This is a genomic window from Sphingomonas sp. IC4-52 (assembly GCF_020707225.1).
Classification (GTDB): domain Bacteria; phylum Pseudomonadota; class Alphaproteobacteria; order Sphingomonadales; family Sphingomonadaceae; genus Sphingomonas.
The window spans coordinates 1,148,006-1,166,231 of sequence record NZ_JAJFEU010000001.1 but is presented as its reverse complement, the minus strand read 5'-3'; the positions used below and the strand labels follow the sequence as shown (position 1 = coordinate 1,166,231).

General features: G+C 63.7%; 19 protein-coding genes. 9 read left to right on the top strand and 10 right to left on the bottom strand.

Annotated elements, in window-relative coordinates:
• Positions 1 to 92: 92 nt before the first annotated feature.
• Positions 93 to 983, bottom strand: coding sequence for a LysR substrate-binding domain-containing protein (locus tag LK535_RS05750; RefSeq protein ID WP_227771094.1), 891 nt, complete (start codon positions 981 to 983; stop codon positions 93 to 95).
• 326 nt (positions 984 to 1,309) lie between these two features.
• Between LK535_RS05750 and LK535_RS05745 the strand changes: the two genes are divergently transcribed.
• Positions 1,310 to 3,601 carry a CDC48 family AAA ATPase gene (locus LK535_RS05745; protein WP_227770880.1) on the top strand — a complete coding sequence of 764 codons (2,292 nt, stop codon included), beginning with the start codon at positions 1,310 to 1,312 and terminating at the stop codon, positions 3,599 to 3,601.
• 54 nt (positions 3,602 to 3,655) lie between these two features.
• On the opposite strand, the gene rlmN is transcribed toward LK535_RS05745, so the two are convergent.
• The 3 genes from rlmN to LK535_RS05730 form a co-directional block, all read right to left on the bottom strand.
• Positions 3,656 to 4,837, bottom strand: a complete 1,182-nt coding sequence (rlmN, locus tag LK535_RS05740; RefSeq protein ID WP_227770879.1) for a 23S rRNA (adenine(2503)-C(2))-methyltransferase RlmN — start codon at positions 4,835 to 4,837, stop codon at positions 3,656 to 3,658.
• A 93-nt stretch (positions 4,838 to 4,930) separates the two neighbouring features.
• Positions 4,931 to 5,383 carry an invasion associated locus B family protein gene (locus tag LK535_RS05735; protein ID WP_227771093.1) on the bottom strand — a complete coding sequence of 151 codons (453 nt, stop codon included), beginning with the start codon at positions 5,381 to 5,383 and terminating at the stop codon, positions 4,931 to 4,933.
• Between the two features lie 29 nt (positions 5,384 to 5,412).
• A complete protein-coding gene (locus tag LK535_RS05730) occupies positions 5,413 to 6,054 on the bottom strand; it encodes a histidine phosphatase family protein (protein ID WP_227770878.1) in 642 nt (213 codons plus the stop codon).
• A 135-nt stretch (positions 6,055 to 6,189) separates the two neighbouring features.
• On the opposite strand from LK535_RS05730, the gene LK535_RS05725 reads away from it, so the two are divergent.
• From LK535_RS05725 to dnaN, 3 genes are all read left to right on the top strand, one after another.
• Entirely contained in the window at positions 6,190 to 6,780 is a 591-nt protein-coding gene (locus tag LK535_RS05725; protein ID WP_227770877.1) for an outer membrane protein, read from the top strand.
• Between the two features lie 223 nt (positions 6,781 to 7,003).
• Complete coding sequence (locus LK535_RS05720) at positions 7,004 to 7,654, top strand: outer membrane protein (protein WP_227770876.1); 651 nt, start codon at positions 7,004 to 7,006, stop codon at positions 7,652 to 7,654.
• Between the two features lie 120 nt (positions 7,655 to 7,774).
• A complete protein-coding gene (gene dnaN, locus LK535_RS05715; RefSeq protein ID WP_227770875.1) occupies positions 7,775 to 8,893 on the top strand; it encodes a DNA polymerase III subunit beta in 1,119 nt (372 codons plus the stop codon).
• Between the two features lie 116 nt (positions 8,894 to 9,009).
• Here the strand turns inward: dnaN and LK535_RS05710 are convergent, their stop codons facing one another.
• Together LK535_RS05710 and LK535_RS05705 are read right to left on the bottom strand one after the other, a co-directional pair.
• Complete coding sequence (locus LK535_RS05710; RefSeq protein ID WP_227770874.1) at positions 9,010 to 9,531, bottom strand: ferritin-like domain-containing protein; 522 nt, start codon at positions 9,529 to 9,531, stop codon at positions 9,010 to 9,012.
• Between the two features lie 35 nt (positions 9,532 to 9,566).
• Positions 9,567 to 10,421, bottom strand: coding sequence for an MBL fold metallo-hydrolase (locus LK535_RS05705; RefSeq protein ID WP_227770873.1), 855 nt, complete (start codon positions 10,419 to 10,421; stop codon positions 9,567 to 9,569).
• A 370-nt stretch (positions 10,422 to 10,791) separates the two neighbouring features.
• Between LK535_RS05705 and panB the strand changes: the two genes are divergently transcribed.
• The 5 genes from panB (at position 10,792) to LK535_RS05680 (ending at position 15,730) form a co-directional block, all read left to right on the top strand.
• Positions 10,792 to 11,652 carry a 3-methyl-2-oxobutanoate hydroxymethyltransferase gene (gene panB / locus LK535_RS05700; RefSeq protein ID WP_227770872.1) on the top strand — a complete coding sequence of 287 codons (861 nt, stop codon included), beginning with the start codon at positions 10,792 to 10,794 and terminating at the stop codon, positions 11,650 to 11,652.
• A 65-nt stretch (positions 11,653 to 11,717) separates the two neighbouring features.
• Positions 11,718 to 12,431, top strand: a complete 714-nt coding sequence (locus tag LK535_RS05695; RefSeq protein ID WP_227770871.1) for a tetratricopeptide repeat protein — start codon at positions 11,718 to 11,720, stop codon at positions 12,429 to 12,431.
• Positions 12,428 to 13,750 (top strand): PQQ-like beta-propeller repeat protein, encoded by a 1,323-nt coding sequence (locus tag LK535_RS05690; protein ID WP_227770870.1) that lies wholly within the window; start codon positions 12,428 to 12,430, stop codon positions 13,748 to 13,750. Before LK535_RS05695 ends, LK535_RS05690 begins: the two co-directional genes overlap by 4 nt.
• A gap of 105 nt (positions 13,751 to 13,855) precedes the next feature.
• Positions 13,856 to 15,211 carry a ribosome biogenesis GTPase Der gene (gene der, locus LK535_RS05685; RefSeq protein WP_227770869.1) on the top strand — a complete coding sequence of 452 codons (1,356 nt, stop codon included), beginning with the start codon at positions 13,856 to 13,858 and terminating at the stop codon, positions 15,209 to 15,211.
• 81 nt (positions 15,212 to 15,292) lie between these two features.
• Positions 15,293 to 15,730 carry an Hpt domain-containing protein gene (locus LK535_RS05680; protein ID WP_227770868.1) on the top strand — a complete coding sequence of 146 codons (438 nt, stop codon included), beginning with the start codon at positions 15,293 to 15,295 and terminating at the stop codon, positions 15,728 to 15,730.
• A 150-nt stretch (positions 15,731 to 15,880) separates the two neighbouring features.
• Here LK535_RS05680 and bfr read toward each other — a convergent pair whose 3' ends face one another.
• The 4 genes from bfr to LK535_RS05660 all read right to left on the bottom strand — a co-directional run bounded on the left by bfr (position 15,881) and on the right by LK535_RS05660 (position 18,182).
• Positions 15,881 to 16,366 carry a bacterioferritin gene (gene bfr, locus LK535_RS05675; RefSeq protein ID WP_227770867.1) on the bottom strand — a complete coding sequence of 162 codons (486 nt, stop codon included), beginning with the start codon at positions 16,364 to 16,366 and terminating at the stop codon, positions 15,881 to 15,883.
• A gap of 97 nt (positions 16,367 to 16,463) precedes the next feature.
• On the bottom strand, positions 16,464 to 16,634 hold the full coding sequence (locus tag LK535_RS05670; RefSeq protein WP_227770866.1) for a bacterioferritin-associated ferredoxin: 171 nt from the start codon (positions 16,632 to 16,634) through the stop codon (positions 16,464 to 16,466).
• A 73-nt stretch (positions 16,635 to 16,707) separates the two neighbouring features.
• A complete protein-coding gene (locus LK535_RS05665) occupies positions 16,708 to 17,904 on the bottom strand; it encodes a DUF418 domain-containing protein (RefSeq protein WP_227770865.1) in 1,197 nt (398 codons plus the stop codon).
• Positions 17,905 to 18,008: 104 nt separating this feature from the next.
• A complete protein-coding gene (locus tag LK535_RS05660; RefSeq protein ID WP_227770864.1) occupies positions 18,009 to 18,182 on the bottom strand; it encodes a hypothetical protein in 174 nt (57 codons plus the stop codon).
• Positions 18,183 to 18,226 lie beyond the last annotated feature (44 nt).

Sequence of the window (18,226 nt, the reverse complement as noted above, 5' to 3'; positions counted from 1 at the left end):
GTTGTTGCGGGGTGTCGGCAAACCGGCAACCCGCACGACCCCAGCGTTGATGACGCGTCATAAGGTCGCTTAGCGACGCCGATCGGAAGCTTTTATACGGTCTCAGAGCCCAAAGTGCTGATCAGCCAATCCCGAAATATGCGCACCTGTTTCAGTTGAAGCGCGCGGGGACGGCAGACGAACCAGTAGCTGTAAGGACTCACTACCTCGATATCGAAAAGCCTGACGAGCCGGGGGTCGGCTGCGTCCTGGAAATGGCTTTCGTGCATAAAGGCGACGCCCAAACCCTGGGCCGCAGCCTCCAGCATCAGCGCTCCAGAGTCGAAATGATCAATGGCGAGAGGCTCGATGTCGTGCAGCCCCGCCGCCGTCCGCCAGGCGACGAATGTGTCTGGCATCTCCCGGTGAACCAGCGCAGTTAGCGTCGCGAGCTGTTCAGGGCGCACAACCGGATCGGAGCGCTCGATCAGCGACCGAGCGCCGATCACGTAAACTCTGTTCCGGTCGAGGCGGCGGGCGTACAAACCCGGGTCGACATCCCGTGCAAGGGCAATCACCGCGTCCAACCCTTCGCCCAGACGCGCCACGCCATGAGCACCGGTATCAATATCGAGGTGGATTTCGGGATGGGCGGCGCGGAGTTCCGCCAGCCTCGGAAAGAGCCGCTGAGATGCGAACAGCGGCAGCACCCCTAAGCGGAGCCGAAGAACTTCCACGGCGCTGGTCATCGATTCTACAGCGTCGGATAATTGGTCCAGCAGCGGCGCGATTTGGGCAAGAAGCCGGTCCCCGTCGCCGTTGAGCACCATAGCTTGATGCCGGCGTTCGAAAAGCGAGCGCCCGAGGAAGCGCTCCAGTGTCTGCAGCCGGCGGCTGAGTGCCGGCGCGGAAAGCGCCAACTCTTCCGCAGCAGCTTTAACAGACCCAAGCCGCGCAACGGCGACGAACGCCTCGATCGCGGTGAGCGGAGGAAGTCGGCGCATGGGACGTTCAATCCTTCGCTGAGCGAGGTTGCCACTGGACACGTATCAGCCGCGAAACCCGTACTGTCCGTTTGCATATTTTGCAATCGCAGCGTTCTTCTTCGCACTTGCACAATAAGCGGGTTCGACGCACATAGGGCGGGCCTTTCAGGCATCCTCTCCTAAAAACTTCCATGGGCTGGCCTTCGGGCCGGCCCTTTTTTTGTGTCTTTGCCGGGGCATAGAACATTCGTGCGTCGCGCACGAAAAAGGCCGCCGGGCCGGCTACTCCAAAAGCGTTCGTGCGTATCTATCTTAGCGGACACGGATACCGAAGGAGAAGCGGCTTGGCCGACAGCGACACACAAGCCACCAAATTGCAGGTTGCCAACGCCCGCCCGGAAGACAGCGGGCGCGGTATCGCGCATTTGCCGCGGGCGTTCATGGCGTCGCTTGGCCTCACCGAAGGCGACGTGATCGAGATCATCGGCAAGAAGACCACGCCGGCGCGCGCGGTCGGCCCCTATTCCGAGGACGAGGGACTGGCGATCGTCCGCATCGACGGCCTGCAGCGCGCCAATGCCGGCGTCGGCTCGGGCGATTTCGTCGAGGTGCGCAAGGCCGAGTCGAGCCCGGCGACGCGCGTGGTGTTCGCGCCGGCGGCGCAGAACCTGCGGCTGCAAGGGTCGACCGTGGCGCTGAAGCGCACCTTCATCGGCCGGCCGCTGGCGCAGGGCGATGTGGTGGCGACTGCCGGGCACCAGCGCGTGGCGAACATGCCGCCGGGGATGCAGCAGTTCGTCAACGCCCCGGCCTATGCGTTGCAGGAGATCCGGCTGGTCGTCGTGTCCGCGGCGCCCAAGGGCATCGTCCACATCGACGAGAATACCGAGGTCGAGCTGCGGCCCGAGTATGAGGAGCCGAACGAGGCGCGCCGCGCCGACGTCACCTACGACGATATCGGCGGCATGGCGGCGACGATCGACCAGCTGCGCGAGATGGTCGAGCTGCCGCTGCGCTACCCCGAGCTGTTCCAGCGGCTGGGCGTCGACCCGCCCAAGGGCGTGCTGCTGCATGGCCCGCCCGGCACCGGCAAGACGCGGCTGGCGCGCGCGGTTGCCAATGAAAGCGACGCGCAGTTCTTCCTGATCAACGGCCCCGAGATCATGGGCTCCGCCTATGGCGAGAGCGAGGGCCGGCTGCGGCAGGTGTTCGAGGAAGCGGCCAAGAGCGCGCCCTCGATCGTGTTCATCGACGAGATCGATTCGATCGCGCCCAAGCGCGGGCAGGTATCGGGCGAGGCGGAGAAGCGCGTCGTCGCGCAGCTGCTGACGCTGATGGACGGGCTGGAGGCGCGCGCGAACCTGGTGGTGATCGCGGCCACCAACCGGCCCGAGGCGCTGGACGAGGCGCTGCGGCGGCCGGGGCGGTTCGACCGCGAGATCGTGGTCGGCGTGCCTGACGAGCGCGGGCGACGCGAGATCCTGGGCATCCACACTCGCGGCATGCCGCTGGGCGACAAGGTGGACCTGGGCGAGCTGGCGCGCACCACCTTCGGCTTCGTCGGCGCGGACCTTGCCGCGCTGACCCGCGAGGCGGCGATCGAGGCGGTGCGGCGGATCATGCCGCGGCTGAACCTGGAGGAGCGGACCATTCCGCCCGAGGTGCTCGACACGCTGGCGGTGACTCGCGAGGACTTCATGGAAGCGTTGAAGCGCGTCCAGCCGAGCGCGATGCGCGAAGTGATGGTGCAGGCGCCGACCGTCCGCTGGGACGATGTCGGCGGGCTGGACGATGCGCAGATGCGCCTGAAGGAAGGCGTCGAGCTGCCGTTGAAGGATCCCGATGCGTTCCGGCGCCTCGGCATCCGGCCGGCCAAGGGCTTCCTGCTCTACGGGCCGCCGGGCACCGGCAAGACGCTGCTGGCGAAGGCGGTGGCGCGCGAGGCGGAGGCGAATTTCATCGCCACCAAATCGAGCGACCTCTTGAGCAAATGGTATGGCGAGAGCGAGCAGCAGATCGCCCGCCTGTTCCAGCGCGCGCGGCAAGTGGCGCCGACGGTGATCTTCATCGACGAGCTCGACAGCCTGGTGCCGGCGCGCGGCGGTGGCCTCGGCGAGCCGCAGGTGACCGAGCGGGTGGTGAACACCATCCTTGCCGAGATGGACGGGCTGGAGGAATTGCAGTCCGTGGTGGTGATCGGCGCGACCAACCGGCCCAACCTGGTCGATCCCGCGCTGCTGCGGCCGGGGCGGTTCGACGAGCTGATCTATGTCGGCGTGCCGGACGAGGCCGGGCGGCGGCGCATCCTGGGCATCCAGACCGCCAAGATGCCGCTGGCGCATGACGTGGACCTCGACCTGGTGGCGCGGCGGACGGAGCGGTTCACCGGCGCCGACCTTGGCGACGTGGTGCGTCGCGCGGGCCTGATCGCGCTGCGGCGGTCGCTGGGTGCGCGCGAAGTGTACATGGGTGACTTCGAGGCGGCGCTGGAGGAATCCCGCGCGAGCGTGACCGAAGAAATGGAGCGCGATTACCAGCAGATCGCATCCAAGCTGAAGCAGGACGCGGCCTCGATCCAGCCGATCGGCTTCATCTCGCCGGGGCAGCTCAGCCCGCGCAACGACCGACGCGGCTGAATGCGAAACGGGGAGGGCGATGCCCTCCCCGTCATGGAAGTCGTGTCGACGCGATCAGGCGGTGGCGGCCTCGGCTGCCGCCTCGCGATCCAGCTGCGCACGGCTCTTGCGCTCGGCCGCGGTCTTGAGCTGGCCGCAGGCAGCGTCGATGTCGCGGCCGCGCGGCGTGCGGACCGGCGCGGAGATGCCCGCCTCGAAGATGATGTTCGAGAAGGCGCGGATCCGCTCCGGCGTCGAACATTCGTAAGCGGTGCCCGGCCAGGGATTGAACGGGATCAGATTGACCTTCGCGGGGAGCCGATAGTGGCGCAGCAGGCGGACCAGCTCGCGCGCGTCATCGTCCGAATCGTTCTTGTCCTTCAGCATCACATATTCGAAGGTGATGCGGCGGGCGTTGTTCGCGCCGGGGTAATCGGCGCACGCCTGAAGCAGTTCCTCGATGCCGTATTTGCGATTGAGCGGCACGATCTCGTCACGCACCGGCTTCGTCACGGCGTGGAGCGAGACGGCAAGGTTGACGCCGATCTCCGCGCCGGCGCGCGCCATCATCGGCACGACGCCCGAGGTCGAGAGCGTGATGCGGCGCTTCGACAAGGCAAGCCCGTCGCCGTCCATGACGACCGAGAGCGCGTCGCGCACATTGTCGAAATTGTACAGCGGCTCCCCCATGCCCATCATCACTATGTTGGTGAGCATGCGCCCTTCCGGCTGGCTCGGCCATTCGCCGAGGCCATCGCGCGCCAGCATCACCTGACCAACGATCTCGCCGGCGGTGAGGTTGCGCACCAGCTTCATCGTGCCGGTGTGGCAGAAGGTGCAGTTGAGCGTGCAGCCGACCTGGCTCGACACGCACAGGGTGCCGCGGTCCGCATCGGGGATGAAGACCATCTCGAAATCCTGGCCGTCGTCCGAGCGGAGCAGCCACTTGCGCGTGCCGTCCGACGACACCTGCGCCTCGACCACCTGCGGGCGACCGATCACAAAGCGTTCGGTGAGCCACGGGTGCTGCGCCTTCGCGATATCGGTCATCGCGGTGAATTCGGTCGCGCCGCGATTGTAGATCCAGTGCCAGATCTGCTTGGCGCGCAGCTTCGCCTGCCGCGGCTCGAGCCCGGCGGCGGCGAGCGTCTCGCGCAATTCGTCCTTGGACAGCCCGACGAGGTCAATACGGCCATCGGCGCGCGGGGTGACCGCACGGGCGACGGGCACGGGATAGAAGTGCCCCGGGATGGGCATGGGAGCGGCCGACACTGTCTGCATCGCGCGCATATAGTGGAAAACAGCGGCCGTTTCCAGCCGCGGTTGCTACTTCAACGGCGCAAGTCGGCCTTAGCGTCTTGCACATTCGAGCGCGGCGGCATCGATCGCGGTAGCGGCACCACTCAAAGCATAGCTATCGGCGAAGGGCCGTCCGCGCATGCTGACTGCGGAGATGCTCATGCTGCGGCCGCCGCGCATCGCGGAGATGATCGCGCGGTCGGTGGCGGCGTCGGGCGACCATGCCGAGCGAGTGTTGCCGGACAGGGTGAAGCGGCGTTCTCCGATTGCGAGCGTGATCGGGGCTGCCTGTGCGCGCCGTTGGGAGAGGTAGATGTAAATTGCCGGCCGTCCGCTGCGCCCGAAGCGTGCAGCGACGCTGGCGAACCCTTCGGTTCGGGCGCGCGTGGGCGCGCTGATCGCGTAGCAGCTGGCCGGTGATCCCTGGCGAAACGCACCCCAGGCGCCGTAAATGCCGACCGTCGCGCGCTCACCCGCCAACAGGCCGGCCAATGTCAAGACCATCGACAACAAACTAGCTCAGGTACAGTGGGTTAGGCCGGGGCATAGCCAGTGCCGAGGTGCACCACCGTCTCCCGGCCGCGCTCGATCATGGTTACCGTCCCCTGCGGGTGCCCCGCGAGAACCGGAGCGCCGCAAGGATCCACCGGTGCGCCGGTCATCACCCCTCGCATAACCCGACTGGAGATGCCGTGCATGATCACCAAGCGGTCGCCCTCGTCATCGTTGGTATCGGCAAGCCAGGTCGAGACGCGGGCGGCGATCGCCTCGTAACGCTCGCCGTCTGGGGCGCACCGCAGAAGACCGCGTTCATCCACAACGGGCCCCACTTCTCCGACAACGTCGGCATAATAACGGCCGCCCCAACTGCCCATGCCGATCTCGATCAGCCGATCGTCGTGACGCGCATCGTGCCAGTCGAGCTCAAGGTGTTCCGCGATAATCGCCAACGTCTGCAACGCCCGACCTGTCGACGACGCCCACATCGTCAGCTTCGGCTTGGGACCAAGGAAGTCGCGGAGAGCGCGCCCCATCTCCTCGGCTTGAGCAAAACCAGCGCGGGTGAGGGGCGTGTGCGGGGCATCACCTTGGAGCCGGCGAGCAGCGTTGAAGACTGTTTCGCCGTGGCGGGCGACGAAATCGCGACCGCGACGCTCAAGAGGATTCATCGTCATATCCGCGTCATTGGTCGCAGCGGGCGCGAAAGCAACGGCTTTCGGCGCGGCCGTGTGTCGGACGTCAGCAGGAGAACGGAAAGAGGCGGGGCAACGCCGCCATCCCGGCGGCAGTTTGGGAATGAAAGGGAACCCATGCGCCTCTTGCTTATCTCCACCGCGGCTGTGGCAGCCATGATGACCTCGCCCTGCGCAGCGCAGGAGAAGCCGGACTTCAGCGGCTTTCGCCTGGAGGCATTGGGTGGTTACGACCATCTTTCCGGAGGTGGCGACGGCAAGGACGGATTCGTCTACGGTGCCGCTACCGGCTATGATGCCGCGCTCGGTCGCGCCCGGCTCGGCCTCGAAGGCGAGATTACGGACTCGACAGTTCGACAGCGTGACGTCGACGTGCTTACCGCAGGTGATCGACTGCGCGCAGATGCGGGGCGCGACTTCTACATTGGCGTGCGCGCCGGGTACGTTCTATCCCCGAAGCTGATGGCCTATGCGAAAGCCGGCTACACCAATGCCCGGGTCAAAACGCGGTACACCAGTGGTACGGTGACGACGCGAGAGGCGGAAAATCTCGATGGTTTTCGGCTCGGCGCGGGTCTGGAATATGCGATCTCTCCGCGCTTCTTCGTGAAGGGCGAGTACCGCTACTCTCACTACGGCGACCAGAACGGCGAGGAGATCGATGCCGATCGTCACCAGGTGATGGCCGGCGTGGGTGTGCGTTTCTGAGCCTTGAGGCTCAGCGTCTCGCGGAGGAGCGCCGGTCACGAACGGGCTGAGCTGCCCCATAAGCAGGTGCCGCGTCGTTAGGCCGGCACCTGCTGAGTTCAAGTCACTGTGGCGTAAAAACAACGAAAGATGCTGTTTATCTGAGGTTCATGCAACAACCGCGTTGATCGCCCATTTGCGCACTGCCCGCCGACGTTGAAGGCGGAAGTAGATGGAGTTTTTTATGCGTAACCTCATCCTGGCGACCCTTGCCGCCACCACCGTTCTCGCCGTTCCCGCGGCTGCGCAGGATGCCGGTCCGTTCACCGGCCCGCGCGCCGGCGTAATCCTCGGCTATGATGCGCTGCGTCCCGGTGACACCCAGGACTCGCTGATCCGCGGCGACCAGGGCAGCGACGGTTTCCTGTACGGCGGCGACATCGGCTATGATGTAGCGTTCAACAACCTCGTCGTCGGCGTGGAGGGCGAAATCACCGGCTCAACCGGCAAGGTCACCAACGATCCGCGCAACCCCAACGATTTCGGCTACGGCCGCGTGAAGGCGGGCCGTGACCTGTACATCGGCGGCCGCATCGGCGTGATCGCCGCGCCAACCACGCTCATCTACGGCAAGGTTGGCTACACCAACGCGCGCCTCGACCTGACTCGTGACGACACGGTCACGACCACGGGCCAGAACTTCAATCTCGACGGCTTCCGCCTTGGTGCGGGCGTTGAGCAGTCGCTGAGCCCGAACACCTATGCGAAGCTCGAGTACCGCTACTCCAATTATGGTGATGCGCGTCTGAACTACCCGAACGGCGCCAGCACCGGCACCTTCGGCGTCGACACCGATCGCCACCAGGTTGCAGCTGGTCTCGGCTTCCGCTTCTAAGCGGCAGATCGAACTATCTGGCGAAAAGGAGGGTCGGGGCGCTTGCTCCGGCCCTTTCTGTTTGGCTAGGAAACGGGCGAGTTGCCCCTGGTCGATTCCTGAGGGCTGGGGGATGAAGTGATGAAGGCGACGATCGAACGCGCAACGCTCCTGAAGGGGCTGAGCCATGTCCAATCGGTGGTGGAACGCCGCAACACCATTCCGATTTTGTCCAACGTACTGATCGAGGCGACTGCCGAGGGATCGCTGCGCCTGATGGCCACCGATCTCGACTTGCAGATCAACGAAAGCGTGGCCGCGGCGGTAGACCAGCCTGGCGCGACGACGGTTTCCGCGCACACCCTGTTCGACATTGCACGCAAACTGCCCGAGGGCGCGCAGGTGTCGCTCACCGCGGCGGAAGGTCGCATGACGATCGTGGCCGGCCGTGCACGATTCTCGCTCGGCACGCTGCCTCGCGATGATTTTCCCGTCATTGCCGAAGGTGAACTGCCGACCCAGTTCGAAATGCCGGCCGAGGCCTTGAAGCAGATCATCGACAAGACTCGCTTCGCCATCTCGACGGAAGAGACACGTTATTATCTGAACGGAATATTCCTGCACGTGTCGGAGGAAGGTGGTTCGCAGCCAGTGCTGAAGGCGGCGGCGACCGACGGTCACCGACTGGCACGGGTTACCTTGCCGCGACCGGAAGGCGCGGAAAACATGCCGGACGTGATTGTACCGCGGAAGTGTGTGGCGGAGCTGCGCAAGTTGCTTGACGAGATCGACGGCTCCGTCGGCGTGTCCCTGAGTGGCACCAAGATCCGCTTCGACTTGGGGCAGGCGATCCTGACGTCCAAGCTGATTGACGGCACGTTCCCGGATTACAGCCGCGTCATTCCGACCGGCAATGACAAGATCCTGAAGCTGGACCCGTCTGCCTTCATGGAAGGCGTGGACCGTGTCTCGACCATCGCGACCGAAAAGACGCGTGCGGTGAAGATGGCTCTTGATCGCGACAAGATCACCCTCTCGGTGACCAGCCCTGAAAATGGCACGGCCGCCGAGGAAGTGCCGGGCGAATATGTTGCGGCTCCGTTCGAGATCGGTTTCAACAGCCGGTACCTGCTCGATATCCTCGGCCAGATCGACGGTGATCTGGTGGAAGTGCACCTTGCCGATGCTGCTGCGCCGACCCTGATCCGTGAGAATGACAAGGCGCCGGCGCTCTATGTGCTGATGCCGATGCGCGTCTGACCCGGTGGGTTTGATGAATTGAAAAGGACCGGACAGTGCGCTGTCCGGTCCTTTTTCTTACTGGGCAGGAGAAGCTGGATTGCTCCTGCCGGAGAGCCAAATTCGCGGAGCCCGGATCAGACCTTCGCTTCGGCTGATCCGCCCTCGGCGTAGAGCGAGGCATAACGGCGGGTTACCACCGGCAAGTTCTCGTCAATCCAGCGGGCCATGCTTTCTTCCTCGCCGAGCGATTGCTTGAGCAATGGCAACGCTTTCGAGAAGCCGCCATCTTCCGCCATCACGAGCAGCGACTTGTAGGCCGCAATTTCGAAGTGCTCGAAGGCATAATTCGCGAAGCTGTTCTTGATGATCTCGTCGCCGGCAACGCTATGCGCCAGCGCGGCCATGCCGCCAGACATGCTGAGACCAAGATCCTTAAGCGCCGATCCGCTGCTGTCGAAATCCGCGAGCAGTTCATCGATCCGCGCAATTTGGCCATTCGTTTCATCGATGTGGAGCCGTAGGCGATCGGCCACCTCTGGATAGTTTTCGATCCGCGAGACCTGCGGTGTCATGATGGAAAGCGCCTGCTTTTCGACGGCGTGGGCGTTCTTCAGGCCTACTACGAACAACTCGCGCAGAACGTCTTGATTCGTCATGTCTTGAAGCTCCTTTGCTATGGAAACGCCGGGCATCACATCGGGTTGCCTGCCTGGCACCGTTCCAGTTCGACGGGATCGTGCGTGCAGGTCACGGTCACTTCATCGCGGCGCTCGATCGAAAGTGCGCGCAGCCGCGCCTGGTTCGCCAGCCGGCTGGTGGCATCCACCTCCATCAGCCGCTGATAGGCGCGCAGGCCCGGGGTGCACTTGCGCCGTGCCGATCTCATCTCGCCGCGGTAGAAATAGGCGTCGCCGGCATGGAGGAGCCAGCGGCCGCTGTCTTGCCGCACCGCTACGCCGGCATGGCCCCAGGTATGTCCTGGCAGAGGAACAAGCAGGATCTCGGGAGGCAGCCCGTCGAGATCCCGGACCGCATCGAAGCCGAACCATGGCTCTCCGCGCGCACCATAGCGGCGCCAGTTGTGCACGTCGTTCAGCTGCCGGGTTCGCCAGCGGTTACGGGCGACGATGCCGGCGCGTGGGCCAGTGGCGTCGTCATACTCGCGCTGCATCACGTGAACAAATGCGTTCGGAAAATCTTCCAGGCCGCCAGCATGATCGAAATCAAGATGCGTGACGACGATGTGCCGCACATCTGACGCCTGAAATCCCAAAGCCTCGATCTGCCGAATTGCGGTTTCGTGCTCGTGCAGCCGGATGTTCAGCATCATGCGCCAAGGGACCGAGATGCGAGGGTCCGGCCGCTGGTGGGGACGAGCGACGTCGCGCAGGCCATAACCGGTATCTACCAGCACCAGGCCGCGCGCCTCCGTTTCAATCAGAAGGCAATGGCAGACGATATGCCCGAGCGGACCGATGCTGCGCCCATCAAACAGCGCGCCCCCAAGCGGGCAATCCGTGCCGCAGTTCAGATGATGAATGCGCATCTCAGCTCCTCACCCAAGTCGGTGTCACCGGCGCACTGGCGCATGGGAACCATGAGCCCTCAAGAGGGCAAGGCCACCGTTCCTCCGACCATCGATCGAGTGGGCTGGCGTGTCTGCACATTCGCTGTTCTCCGCACCGCGACCCCGACAGAGGCCGACCAAACAACACGTGAGTCGCGAGGAAGTTGTCGAGCGGCGTGCGCCTTTTCGGGCGAATGCAGTGATCTGGATCAAGCTGGGGTACGATTTCAGCGTAGGGCGGGCCGTTCCCAGGCGAGAAGCAGCTGAACCTGACCCGCTTCCGGGGCTCTCGGCGCCTTGGAGCGGTGAGCGGCTGGATCGTATGGGCTGAACCGGCTAAGCGCCGTGCATGTCCACCACCTTCACCATCGATAGCTCGACCAGCCGCGCCACGCCCGTGTCCGCACCGATGAAGCGCGTGACCGTTCCTGCCGTGCGCCAGCGCAAGGGCAAGGAGCCGCTCGTGATGCTGACAGCTTATACGGTGCGCACGGCCCAGATTCTGGATCCGCACTGCGACATGCTGCTGGTGGGGGACAGCCTGGGGCAGGTGATCTACGGGCTGCCATCCACGGTGCCCGTCACGCTGGAGATGATGGCCGCGCACGGCGCAGCAGTGGTGCGCGGCAGTTACCACTCGATGGTGGTGGTCGATATGCCGTTCGGCAGCTACGAAAGCAGCCCGGAAAAGGCTTTTGAAAGCGCCGCCTGGCTCCTGAAGCAGACCGGTGCGGCTGCTGTGAAGCTGGAAGGCGGGACAGCGATGGCGTCGACGGTCGCGTTTTTGTCCGAGCGTGGCATCCCAGTGATGGGGCATGTCGGTCTGACCCCGCAGGCGGTGAATGCGCTAGGCGGCTATGGCGCGCGCGGCCGTTCGGAGGCCGAGGCGCAGAAGATTGTTGGCGACGCGCAGGCGGTGGCCGGTGCGGGTGCTTTCTCCGTCGTGATCGAAGGCGTGGTCGAGCCGATCGCCATCGAGATCACGCGCACGATCAACGTCCCGACGATCGGGATCGGCGCATCTGCGGAGTGCGACGGCCAGGTCCTGGTGGCCGAGGACATGCTCGGCATGTTTGAGCGCGTGCCGCGCTTCGTGAAGCGGTACGGCGACATGGCCGGCTATATTGGCGAGCGCGCCGCCACCTATGCCGAGGAAGTGCGTTCGCGCTCTTTCCCGACCGCAGAGCAGACCTACGCCCCGAAGGCGTGAGCGGCTTTCGTTTTCCGGCGCGCGCGACTAAGGTCCGCCGCCTTCCCGCCAAGTTGGAGTAAGCCGTGGCGCTCACGCCGCAAAATAACGAAGCATTCCTGCGCGAGGTCGATGAGGAACTGCGCAAAGAGCAGGCGGCCGCCTTGTGGCGGCGTTGGGGCCTCGCGATCGCTGCTCTCGTCGCGCTGGGACTTGCCATCTTTGCCGGCTATCTTTTCTGGCAGCATCGTCAGAGCGAGGCTGCGGGCCGCGAGGGAGAGCAGCTGCAGCTGGTCTGGGACAATTTGGCCGCAGGTCAGACTGCGAAGGCGACTCCACAGATCGCCGAGCTCGCCAAGTCGGATTCAAGCGGGTACCGGGCGATTGCCCTGTTCACGCAGGCAGATCTTTCTCTTGAGAAGAATGATCTGAAGAATGCAGCAGCGAAGTTCGGCGAGATTGCCGCCGATGAGTCGTTGGCCGAGCCGTTCCGACAGCTCGCGCTCGTCCGGCAGACCATGGCCGAATTCGACACGATCAAGCCCGAACAGGTCGTGGCGCGGCTGCGGGGTGTGGCGGTGCCGGAAAACGCTTACTTCGGCAGTGCTGGCGAACTGGTGGCGCTCGCTTATCTGAAACAGGGCCGCCGCGATCTGGCAGGGCGGCTATTCGGGCAATTGGCTCAGGCTGAGCAGGTGCCGCCGTCGATCCGTCAACGCGCCGTTCAGATGGCAGGCGTACTGGGCGTCGATGCCGTGCCGGCTGACGCAGGCGCGAAAGAGGACGTGACGAAGCAATGAGGAAGTCGATCGCCGCTCCTGTCGCGCTTGCCGCGTTGATGGGGCTCAGCGCCTGCGGGGTTTTCAAGTCTGACCCGAAGAAGACGCCGACGGTCGGCAACCGCGTACCTATTCTTGCAGCTGAAAATGCGGCGGAGATCGATCCGGCGCTGTCAGGCGTTCAGGTGCTGCTGCCTCCGGCAGTCGCCAATGCGGAATGGTCTCAGCCGGGTGGCAATGCCTCCAAGTCGATGGGGCACCTGGCGCTCGGCGGGTCGCCATCGCGGCTGTGGAGCGCCACGATCGATGGTGGGTCCAATCGCCAGCGGCTCGGCGCAGCACCGGTCGTTGCCGAAGGGCGCGTTTTTGTCGTCGACGTAGACGCTCGTGTTCATGCTTTTTCTGCTGACAGTGGCGCAACGCAATGGACCGTAGCGCTATCCGACAGCGAAGAGAACAAGGCGGCGCGGTTCGGCGGCGGCGTCAGCTATGACGGCGGCCGAGTGTATGCCACGGACGGTCTTGGCGACGTCGTGGCCCTGAGCGTGACGGATGGTTCCGTGGCGTGGCGGGCAAAGCCGGGCGGGCCTTTGCGCGGCGCGCCGACGATCGCGAACGGCCAAGTCTATGTCCTGAGCCAGGACAACCAGCTGTACGCGCTCGATCAGAATGACGGCAAGGTGGTGTGGACCGGTACTGCCAGCGTGGAAACGCAGGGCGTGTTCGGTGTCGCGGCGCCAGCGGCGGCGGCCGGGACGATCGTGGCCGGCTTCTCGTCGGGCGAATTGAACGCCTATCGATATGAGAACGGGCGCACGCTGTGGCAGGATGCCTTGTCGCGCACGAGCATCTCGACTTCGGTGTCCAGCCTAGCCGACATTGATGCCGATCCGGTGATCGAGGATGGGCGCGCTTATGCCGTCGGTCAGGGGGGGCGCATGGTGGCGGTCGAAATTGCGACCGGCCAGCGGCTCTGGGAACAGAATTTCGCCAGCATCACGACCCCGTGGCTGGCCGGCGAGTGGCTTTTCGTCATCACCGATGACGCCCGCCTCGTTTGCCTTTCGCGCGCCAATGGCAAGGTGCGCTGGATCGGGCAGTTGCAGGCGTATCGCAACGTCGAGAAGAGGAAGGGCGCCTATACCTGGTACGGTCCCGTTCTGGCCGGCGACCGGCTGTGGCTGACCAATTCGCATGGTGAGCTTGTTGCTGCGTCTCCCGCTGATGGCAGCGTACAGGTGACGATCGATGCGGCGAAGTCGTTCACTTTGCCGCCGGTCGTGGCGAACCAGACGCTGTACGTTCTCGATCAGCAGGGCAAATTGTCCGCCTATCGTTGAGCCTTGCGGGGCGCCGCCGCTTCAGTGGCGCCCCGTGCGGCCCTTGGTCGCCGATTATAGGCGATCGTGCTTTCGCTACTGCGGCGGGAGTTGTAGGGGCACGCGATGGCACGCCTTCCCACCGTCGCAATCGTTGGTCGACCTAATGTCGGCAAGTCGACGCTGTTCAACCGTCTTGTCGGAAAGAAGTTAGCGCTGGTCGATGATCGGCCCGGCGTCACTCGTGATCGCCGTGAAGGCGACGCGACCCTCCTCGGCCTCAATTTCCGCGTCGTGGATACTGCCGGCTACGAGGATCACGACGCTCACTCGCTCCCCGGCCGAATGCGCCTCCAGACGGAGGCGGCAGTGGCTGCCGCAGATGTGGCGCTGTTCATGGTCGATGCGCGCGCCGGCGTGGTACCGTTGGACGAAGAGATCGCCCGCTGGCTGCGTGGATCCACGACGCCCATCGTGCTGGTCGCGAACAAAGCCGAGGGACGCGCGGGCGAACAGGGCATCCTGGAGGCACTGGCGCTAGGCTTTGGCGACCCAGTGCAGCTCTCCGCGGAGCATGGTGAAGGCGTTGCAGACCTGTTTGAGGCGCTTCTGCCACATCTTGAGCGCGAGGATGAGGCCGAGGCCGAGTCGGATGACGATGAGGATCTCGCCGCTCCTCTAAAGCTCGCCATTGTTGGGCGGCCGAATGCCGGCAAGTCAACGCTGGTAAACCGGATGCTCGGTGAAGACCGTATGATCACCGGCCCTGAAGCCGGAATCACGCGCGATTCGATCGCAATCGATTGGGAGTGGCAGGGGCGACCCGTCCGGCTCATCGACACAGCCGGGATGCGCAAGCGGGCGAAGGTGCAGGACAAGCTGGAAAAGCTGTCGGTGGCGGATGCGCTACATGCCGTGGACTTTGCAGAGGTCGTCGTGCTTCTGCTGGACGCTACGCTTGGACTTGAGTCCCAGGACCTTCGCATTGCCGATCGCGTCTTGGAGGAAGGGCGTGCGCTGATCATCGCGCTGAACAAGTGGGACGTGGCGCAAGATCCGTCCTCTTTGTTCAATGGCGTTAAGGCAGCGCTTGGCGACGGGTTGAGCCAGGTAAAGGGGGTTCCGCTGATTACCGTGTCCGCAATGACGGGACGCGGCATCGATCAGCTGCTGTCGGCGGCTTTCGAAACAAGGGAGGCCTGGTCTCGCCGCGTGCCGACGGGCGAGCTAAACCGTTGGTTCGAACGCGCGATCGAAGCCAATCCGCCACCCGCCCCGGGGGGCAAGCGGATCAAGATGCGATACGTTACCCAAGTGAAAACACGGCCGCCGAGCTTTGTGATCTTCGGCACACGGGTCGACCAGCTTCCGGCGAGTTACGAGCGCTATCTGGTAAACTCGCTGCGTCGCGATCTGGGCTTTGGTGCGGTTCCCATCCGTCTCACACTTCGCGCCCCGAAGAATCCATTTGGGGGACAATGACTATCTTCTCTTTACGCGCGCTATATTAGCCTGCGATGGAGAAGCATTCGGTCGCTTCGGGCCTGATTGAGGGACAAGATCGTGTCGTTCGAAGGTAGCACCCTTGTAGACTGGCCCTCGTTCGCCAAAACAAAGGCTGAGCTTGGCGCTGACCTGCTGCGTATCCTGGGTTACTTCCGCGAGGACGGGGTTAAATCAGTATCTGCCATCGAAGATGCGATGCGCGCCGGGAACGCTGCTGGTCTGGTGATCCCGGCTCATACATTAAAGGGCGAAGCGCGTCAGTTCGGCGCGTTTCCGCTGGCCGACCTTGCCGAGAAGATCGAGTTCGTTGCCCGCGATCTCGTGGAAACCCGCGACACGCCGGAAGCGGTGCTTGAAGACGTCGTGGGGCTCCGCCCATTGTTCACGCAAACGCTTGCGCTGCTGGAGCGCGAAGCCACTCCCGTGAGGGATCGCCGACCCGTGCTGGGCTTTGGCCGCCGTCCGGTTCAGGGTGGCGGCTTCGGTCGGGCCTGAGCGCCATCTGAGAGCGGGTGGTTGCTGCCCATCAAAGCGCTGGCGATCGGTGGCATAGCGAAGCCGTTGGCTGACCTTGATCAACCCTGACATTGATCCTGGATAATATGTCGCGCGAGCGTGTGACCAAGCCCGCGCGACGACAAGGTGTCAGCCGTGCGGCTTGTCCGCTTCGGCGTTGAGCTGAATGTAGTTCTGCAGGCCCATCCGCTCGATCATCTCGAACTGGCGCTCCAGCGTGTCTACATGCTCTTCCTCGCTGAGCAGGATCCGCGTGAACAGGTCGCGGCTGCCGAAGTCCTTGACCTCTTCGCAATAGGTGATCGCGGCCTTGAGTTGTGCGACAGCCTCGATCTCCATGGCGAGATCGGCCTTGAGCACCTCCTCAACGGTTTCGCCAATGCGCAGACGGCCGAGGAGCTGGAAATTGGGCAGGCCATCAAGGAAAAGGATGCGCTCCGCCAGCCAATCGGCGTGCTTCATCTCGTCGATGGATTCGTGCCGCTCATATTCAGCAAGCTTCTTGACGCCCCAATGCTCGAGCAGTCGGTAATGCAGCCAATATTGGTTGATGGCCGTTAGTTCATTCTTGAGCGTCTCGTTCAGAAACTCGATGACGCGCGCGTCGCCCTTCATTGTAGTGCCTCCGTGTTGGCATCGCCTCTACCTTGGCGAACCTACATGCAGCAATCAAAAAAGGGCGGATTTCTGCGGATTTTAAAAGCTGCGACTGTTACGCAGCAGCACGCTCTTCATCGATAATCGCTCGCGCAAACGGCGTGCACTGACCACATTTCGGCTGGCGCCCCAACGACCGATAAGCCTGGCACGCAGTTGTCGACCCAGCACGCGCGGCTTCACGAACTTGGCTTTCCCGGATGGCGTTGCAAACGCAGACAACCAATGGACCACTCCTTCTTGCGGCACGTCAGGTACCGCTAGTGCGAGGAGTTCGCAAGTAGTTTTGCGCATGGTTCTCAAAAGCGGTTCTCAGCCGTTGGTCGCAGTTGATTCATTTTACCTTGTGCAAGGGAGCGCCAGAGCCACTCGAACGGCCCATAGCGGAATCGGCGCAGCCACAGATGTGACCACACTAGCATCAGGACCCATATCGTCAGGACGACTGGATAAAGTTGCCACCGGGTCAGGTACCCGAACCACCCGAGGCCGTAACCGCAGAACACGAAGGTGCAGACGAGGCTGGTACACAGATAGTTGCTGAGCGCGGTGCGCCCGACGGCGACCAGTCGGGCGACGAATGGGGAACAGTACCCCATCTTAACGCAAAGAATGATGACGGCCGCATGCGCCAGCGTCATTCCCGGGCGGAGAAGCACCAGGTGAAGCGGGTCGGAAAGTAACAGAGTGATCGGATCGAAACCCGAACGATCAATCCACCACACCAAAGGTAGATACAACGGCAGGCACAGACCGTAACCGACAAACAGCACGGATTCGTATCGACGGCGTGACCACCCGCCGCTGAAGAATCCGCTTCGGTACAGCGCCATGCCGAGGAGCATCAGGGCGATCGTCTCCGGGAGCGTGGCTGGCAGGGCGTGTCGATGTGCCTCGGCGGTCATGGCAAAGCGCATCGGCAGCACATTGCTCCAGCCTCCGCGGAATGCCTCTAGCTCTGCGGTGGGGACGGCACGAAGCTGGTCCAGGCTGTTCCGATATTTCGTCCATTCGTCGCGAAGAGAAGTGGACGCGTGAGTAGCAGTCGCCCGCTCCTGGAACTGACGTGCAGCAGCATAATCCAGTGTGCCGCTTGCAAGCTGCGCCGCCATGAGCAGCGCTGCGACCGCAACCAGACGAGAGGTGTCCCAGCGCCAGGCGAAGAAAACGACGCAGCCGCAAAGCGCGTAGAGTACCAGGATGTCGCCGGACCAGATCATGTACGCGTGCACCATGCCGATCCCAAGCAGGCTGACCATGCGGGCAGCGTGCCGCCGTATGGGTGAAGCGCCGCTCGCAACCGTTCTCTCGGCAATCAGGATCGTCGAGGCGCCAAACAGCATCGTGAAGAGGCCGCGCATCTTGCCATCCGCCAAAACAAAGGCGAGCGCCCACGCCCACCAATCGGCTCCGGTCGCGCCACCATAGAATGTCGGATCGCTATAGGCATAGCGTGGCAGCCCGAAGCTCACGATGTTGAGCAGCAGGATGCCCATCACCGCGAAACCGCGCACGGCGTCAATCGTCTGGATTCGGGCAGTCTCCGCAACCGTCCTGACTTGGTCAGGAGAAGGCGCCTGGACTGCGAGAGGCTGCTGGGTCAGTCGATGAGCTCGCCGGCTTGATCGCCGTGTCCACGACGGACCCGGCGGCGCGCGTTCTTGCGGCGAGGCGATACCCTCTCGAGGGCGATGATTGTGACGACCAGCAGAACCAAAATACTGGCGAAGAAGATTCCGTAATCGGACGATAGATCAAATCGAAGCAGGCCCATGATCAGCTCGTCAGCCTAGCCCTCAAGGGCCAATCCGTGCTGCG

Bases quoted from the DNA above. Each gene is read 5' to 3' on its own strand.
- LK535_RS05660 (WP_227770864.1), bottom strand. From the start codon at position 18,182: ATGGGCCTGCTTCGATTTGATCTATCGTCCGATTACGGAATCTTCTTC.
- dnaN (WP_227770875.1), top strand. From the start codon at position 7,775: ATGAAGGCGACGATCGAACGCGCAACGCTCCTGAAGGGGCTGAGCCAT.
- LK535_RS05730 (WP_227770878.1), bottom strand. From the start codon at position 6,054: ATGACGATGAATCCTCTTGAGCGTCGCGGTCGCGATTTCGTCGCCCGC.
- LK535_RS05725 (WP_227770877.1), top strand. From the start codon at position 6,190: ATGCGCCTCTTGCTTATCTCCACCGCGGCTGTGGCAGCCATGATGACC.
- rlmN (WP_227770879.1), bottom strand. From the start codon at position 4,837: ATGCCCATCCCGGGGCACTTCTATCCCGTGCCCGTCGCCCGTGCGGTC.
- LK535_RS05710 (WP_227770874.1), bottom strand. From the start codon at position 9,531: ATGACGAATCAAGACGTTCTGCGCGAGTTGTTCGTAGTAGGCCTGAAG.
- bfr (WP_227770867.1), bottom strand. From the start codon at position 16,366: ATGAAGGGCGACGCGCGCGTCATCGAGTTTCTGAACGAGACGCTCAAG.
- panB (WP_227770872.1), top strand. From the start codon at position 10,792: ATGTCCACCACCTTCACCATCGATAGCTCGACCAGCCGCGCCACGCCC.
- LK535_RS05750 (WP_227771094.1), bottom strand. From the start codon at position 983: ATGCGCCGACTTCCTCCGCTCACCGCGATCGAGGCGTTCGTCGCCGTT.
- LK535_RS05720 (WP_227770876.1), top strand. From the start codon at position 7,004: ATGCGTAACCTCATCCTGGCGACCCTTGCCGCCACCACCGTTCTCGCC.
- LK535_RS05665 (WP_227770865.1), bottom strand. From the start codon at position 17,904: ATGGGCATCCTGCTGCTCAACATCGTGAGCTTCGGGCTGCCACGCTAT.
- der (WP_227770869.1), top strand. From the start codon at position 13,856: ATGGCACGCCTTCCCACCGTCGCAATCGTTGGTCGACCTAATGTCGGC.
- LK535_RS05690 (WP_227770870.1), top strand. From the start codon at position 12,428: ATGAGGAAGTCGATCGCCGCTCCTGTCGCGCTTGCCGCGTTGATGGGG.
- LK535_RS05735 (WP_227771093.1), bottom strand. From the start codon at position 5,383: ATGGTCTTGACATTGGCCGGCCTGTTGGCGGGTGAGCGCGCGACGGTC.
- LK535_RS05705 (WP_227770873.1), bottom strand. From the start codon at position 10,421: ATGCGCATTCATCATCTGAACTGCGGCACGGATTGCCCGCTTGGGGGC.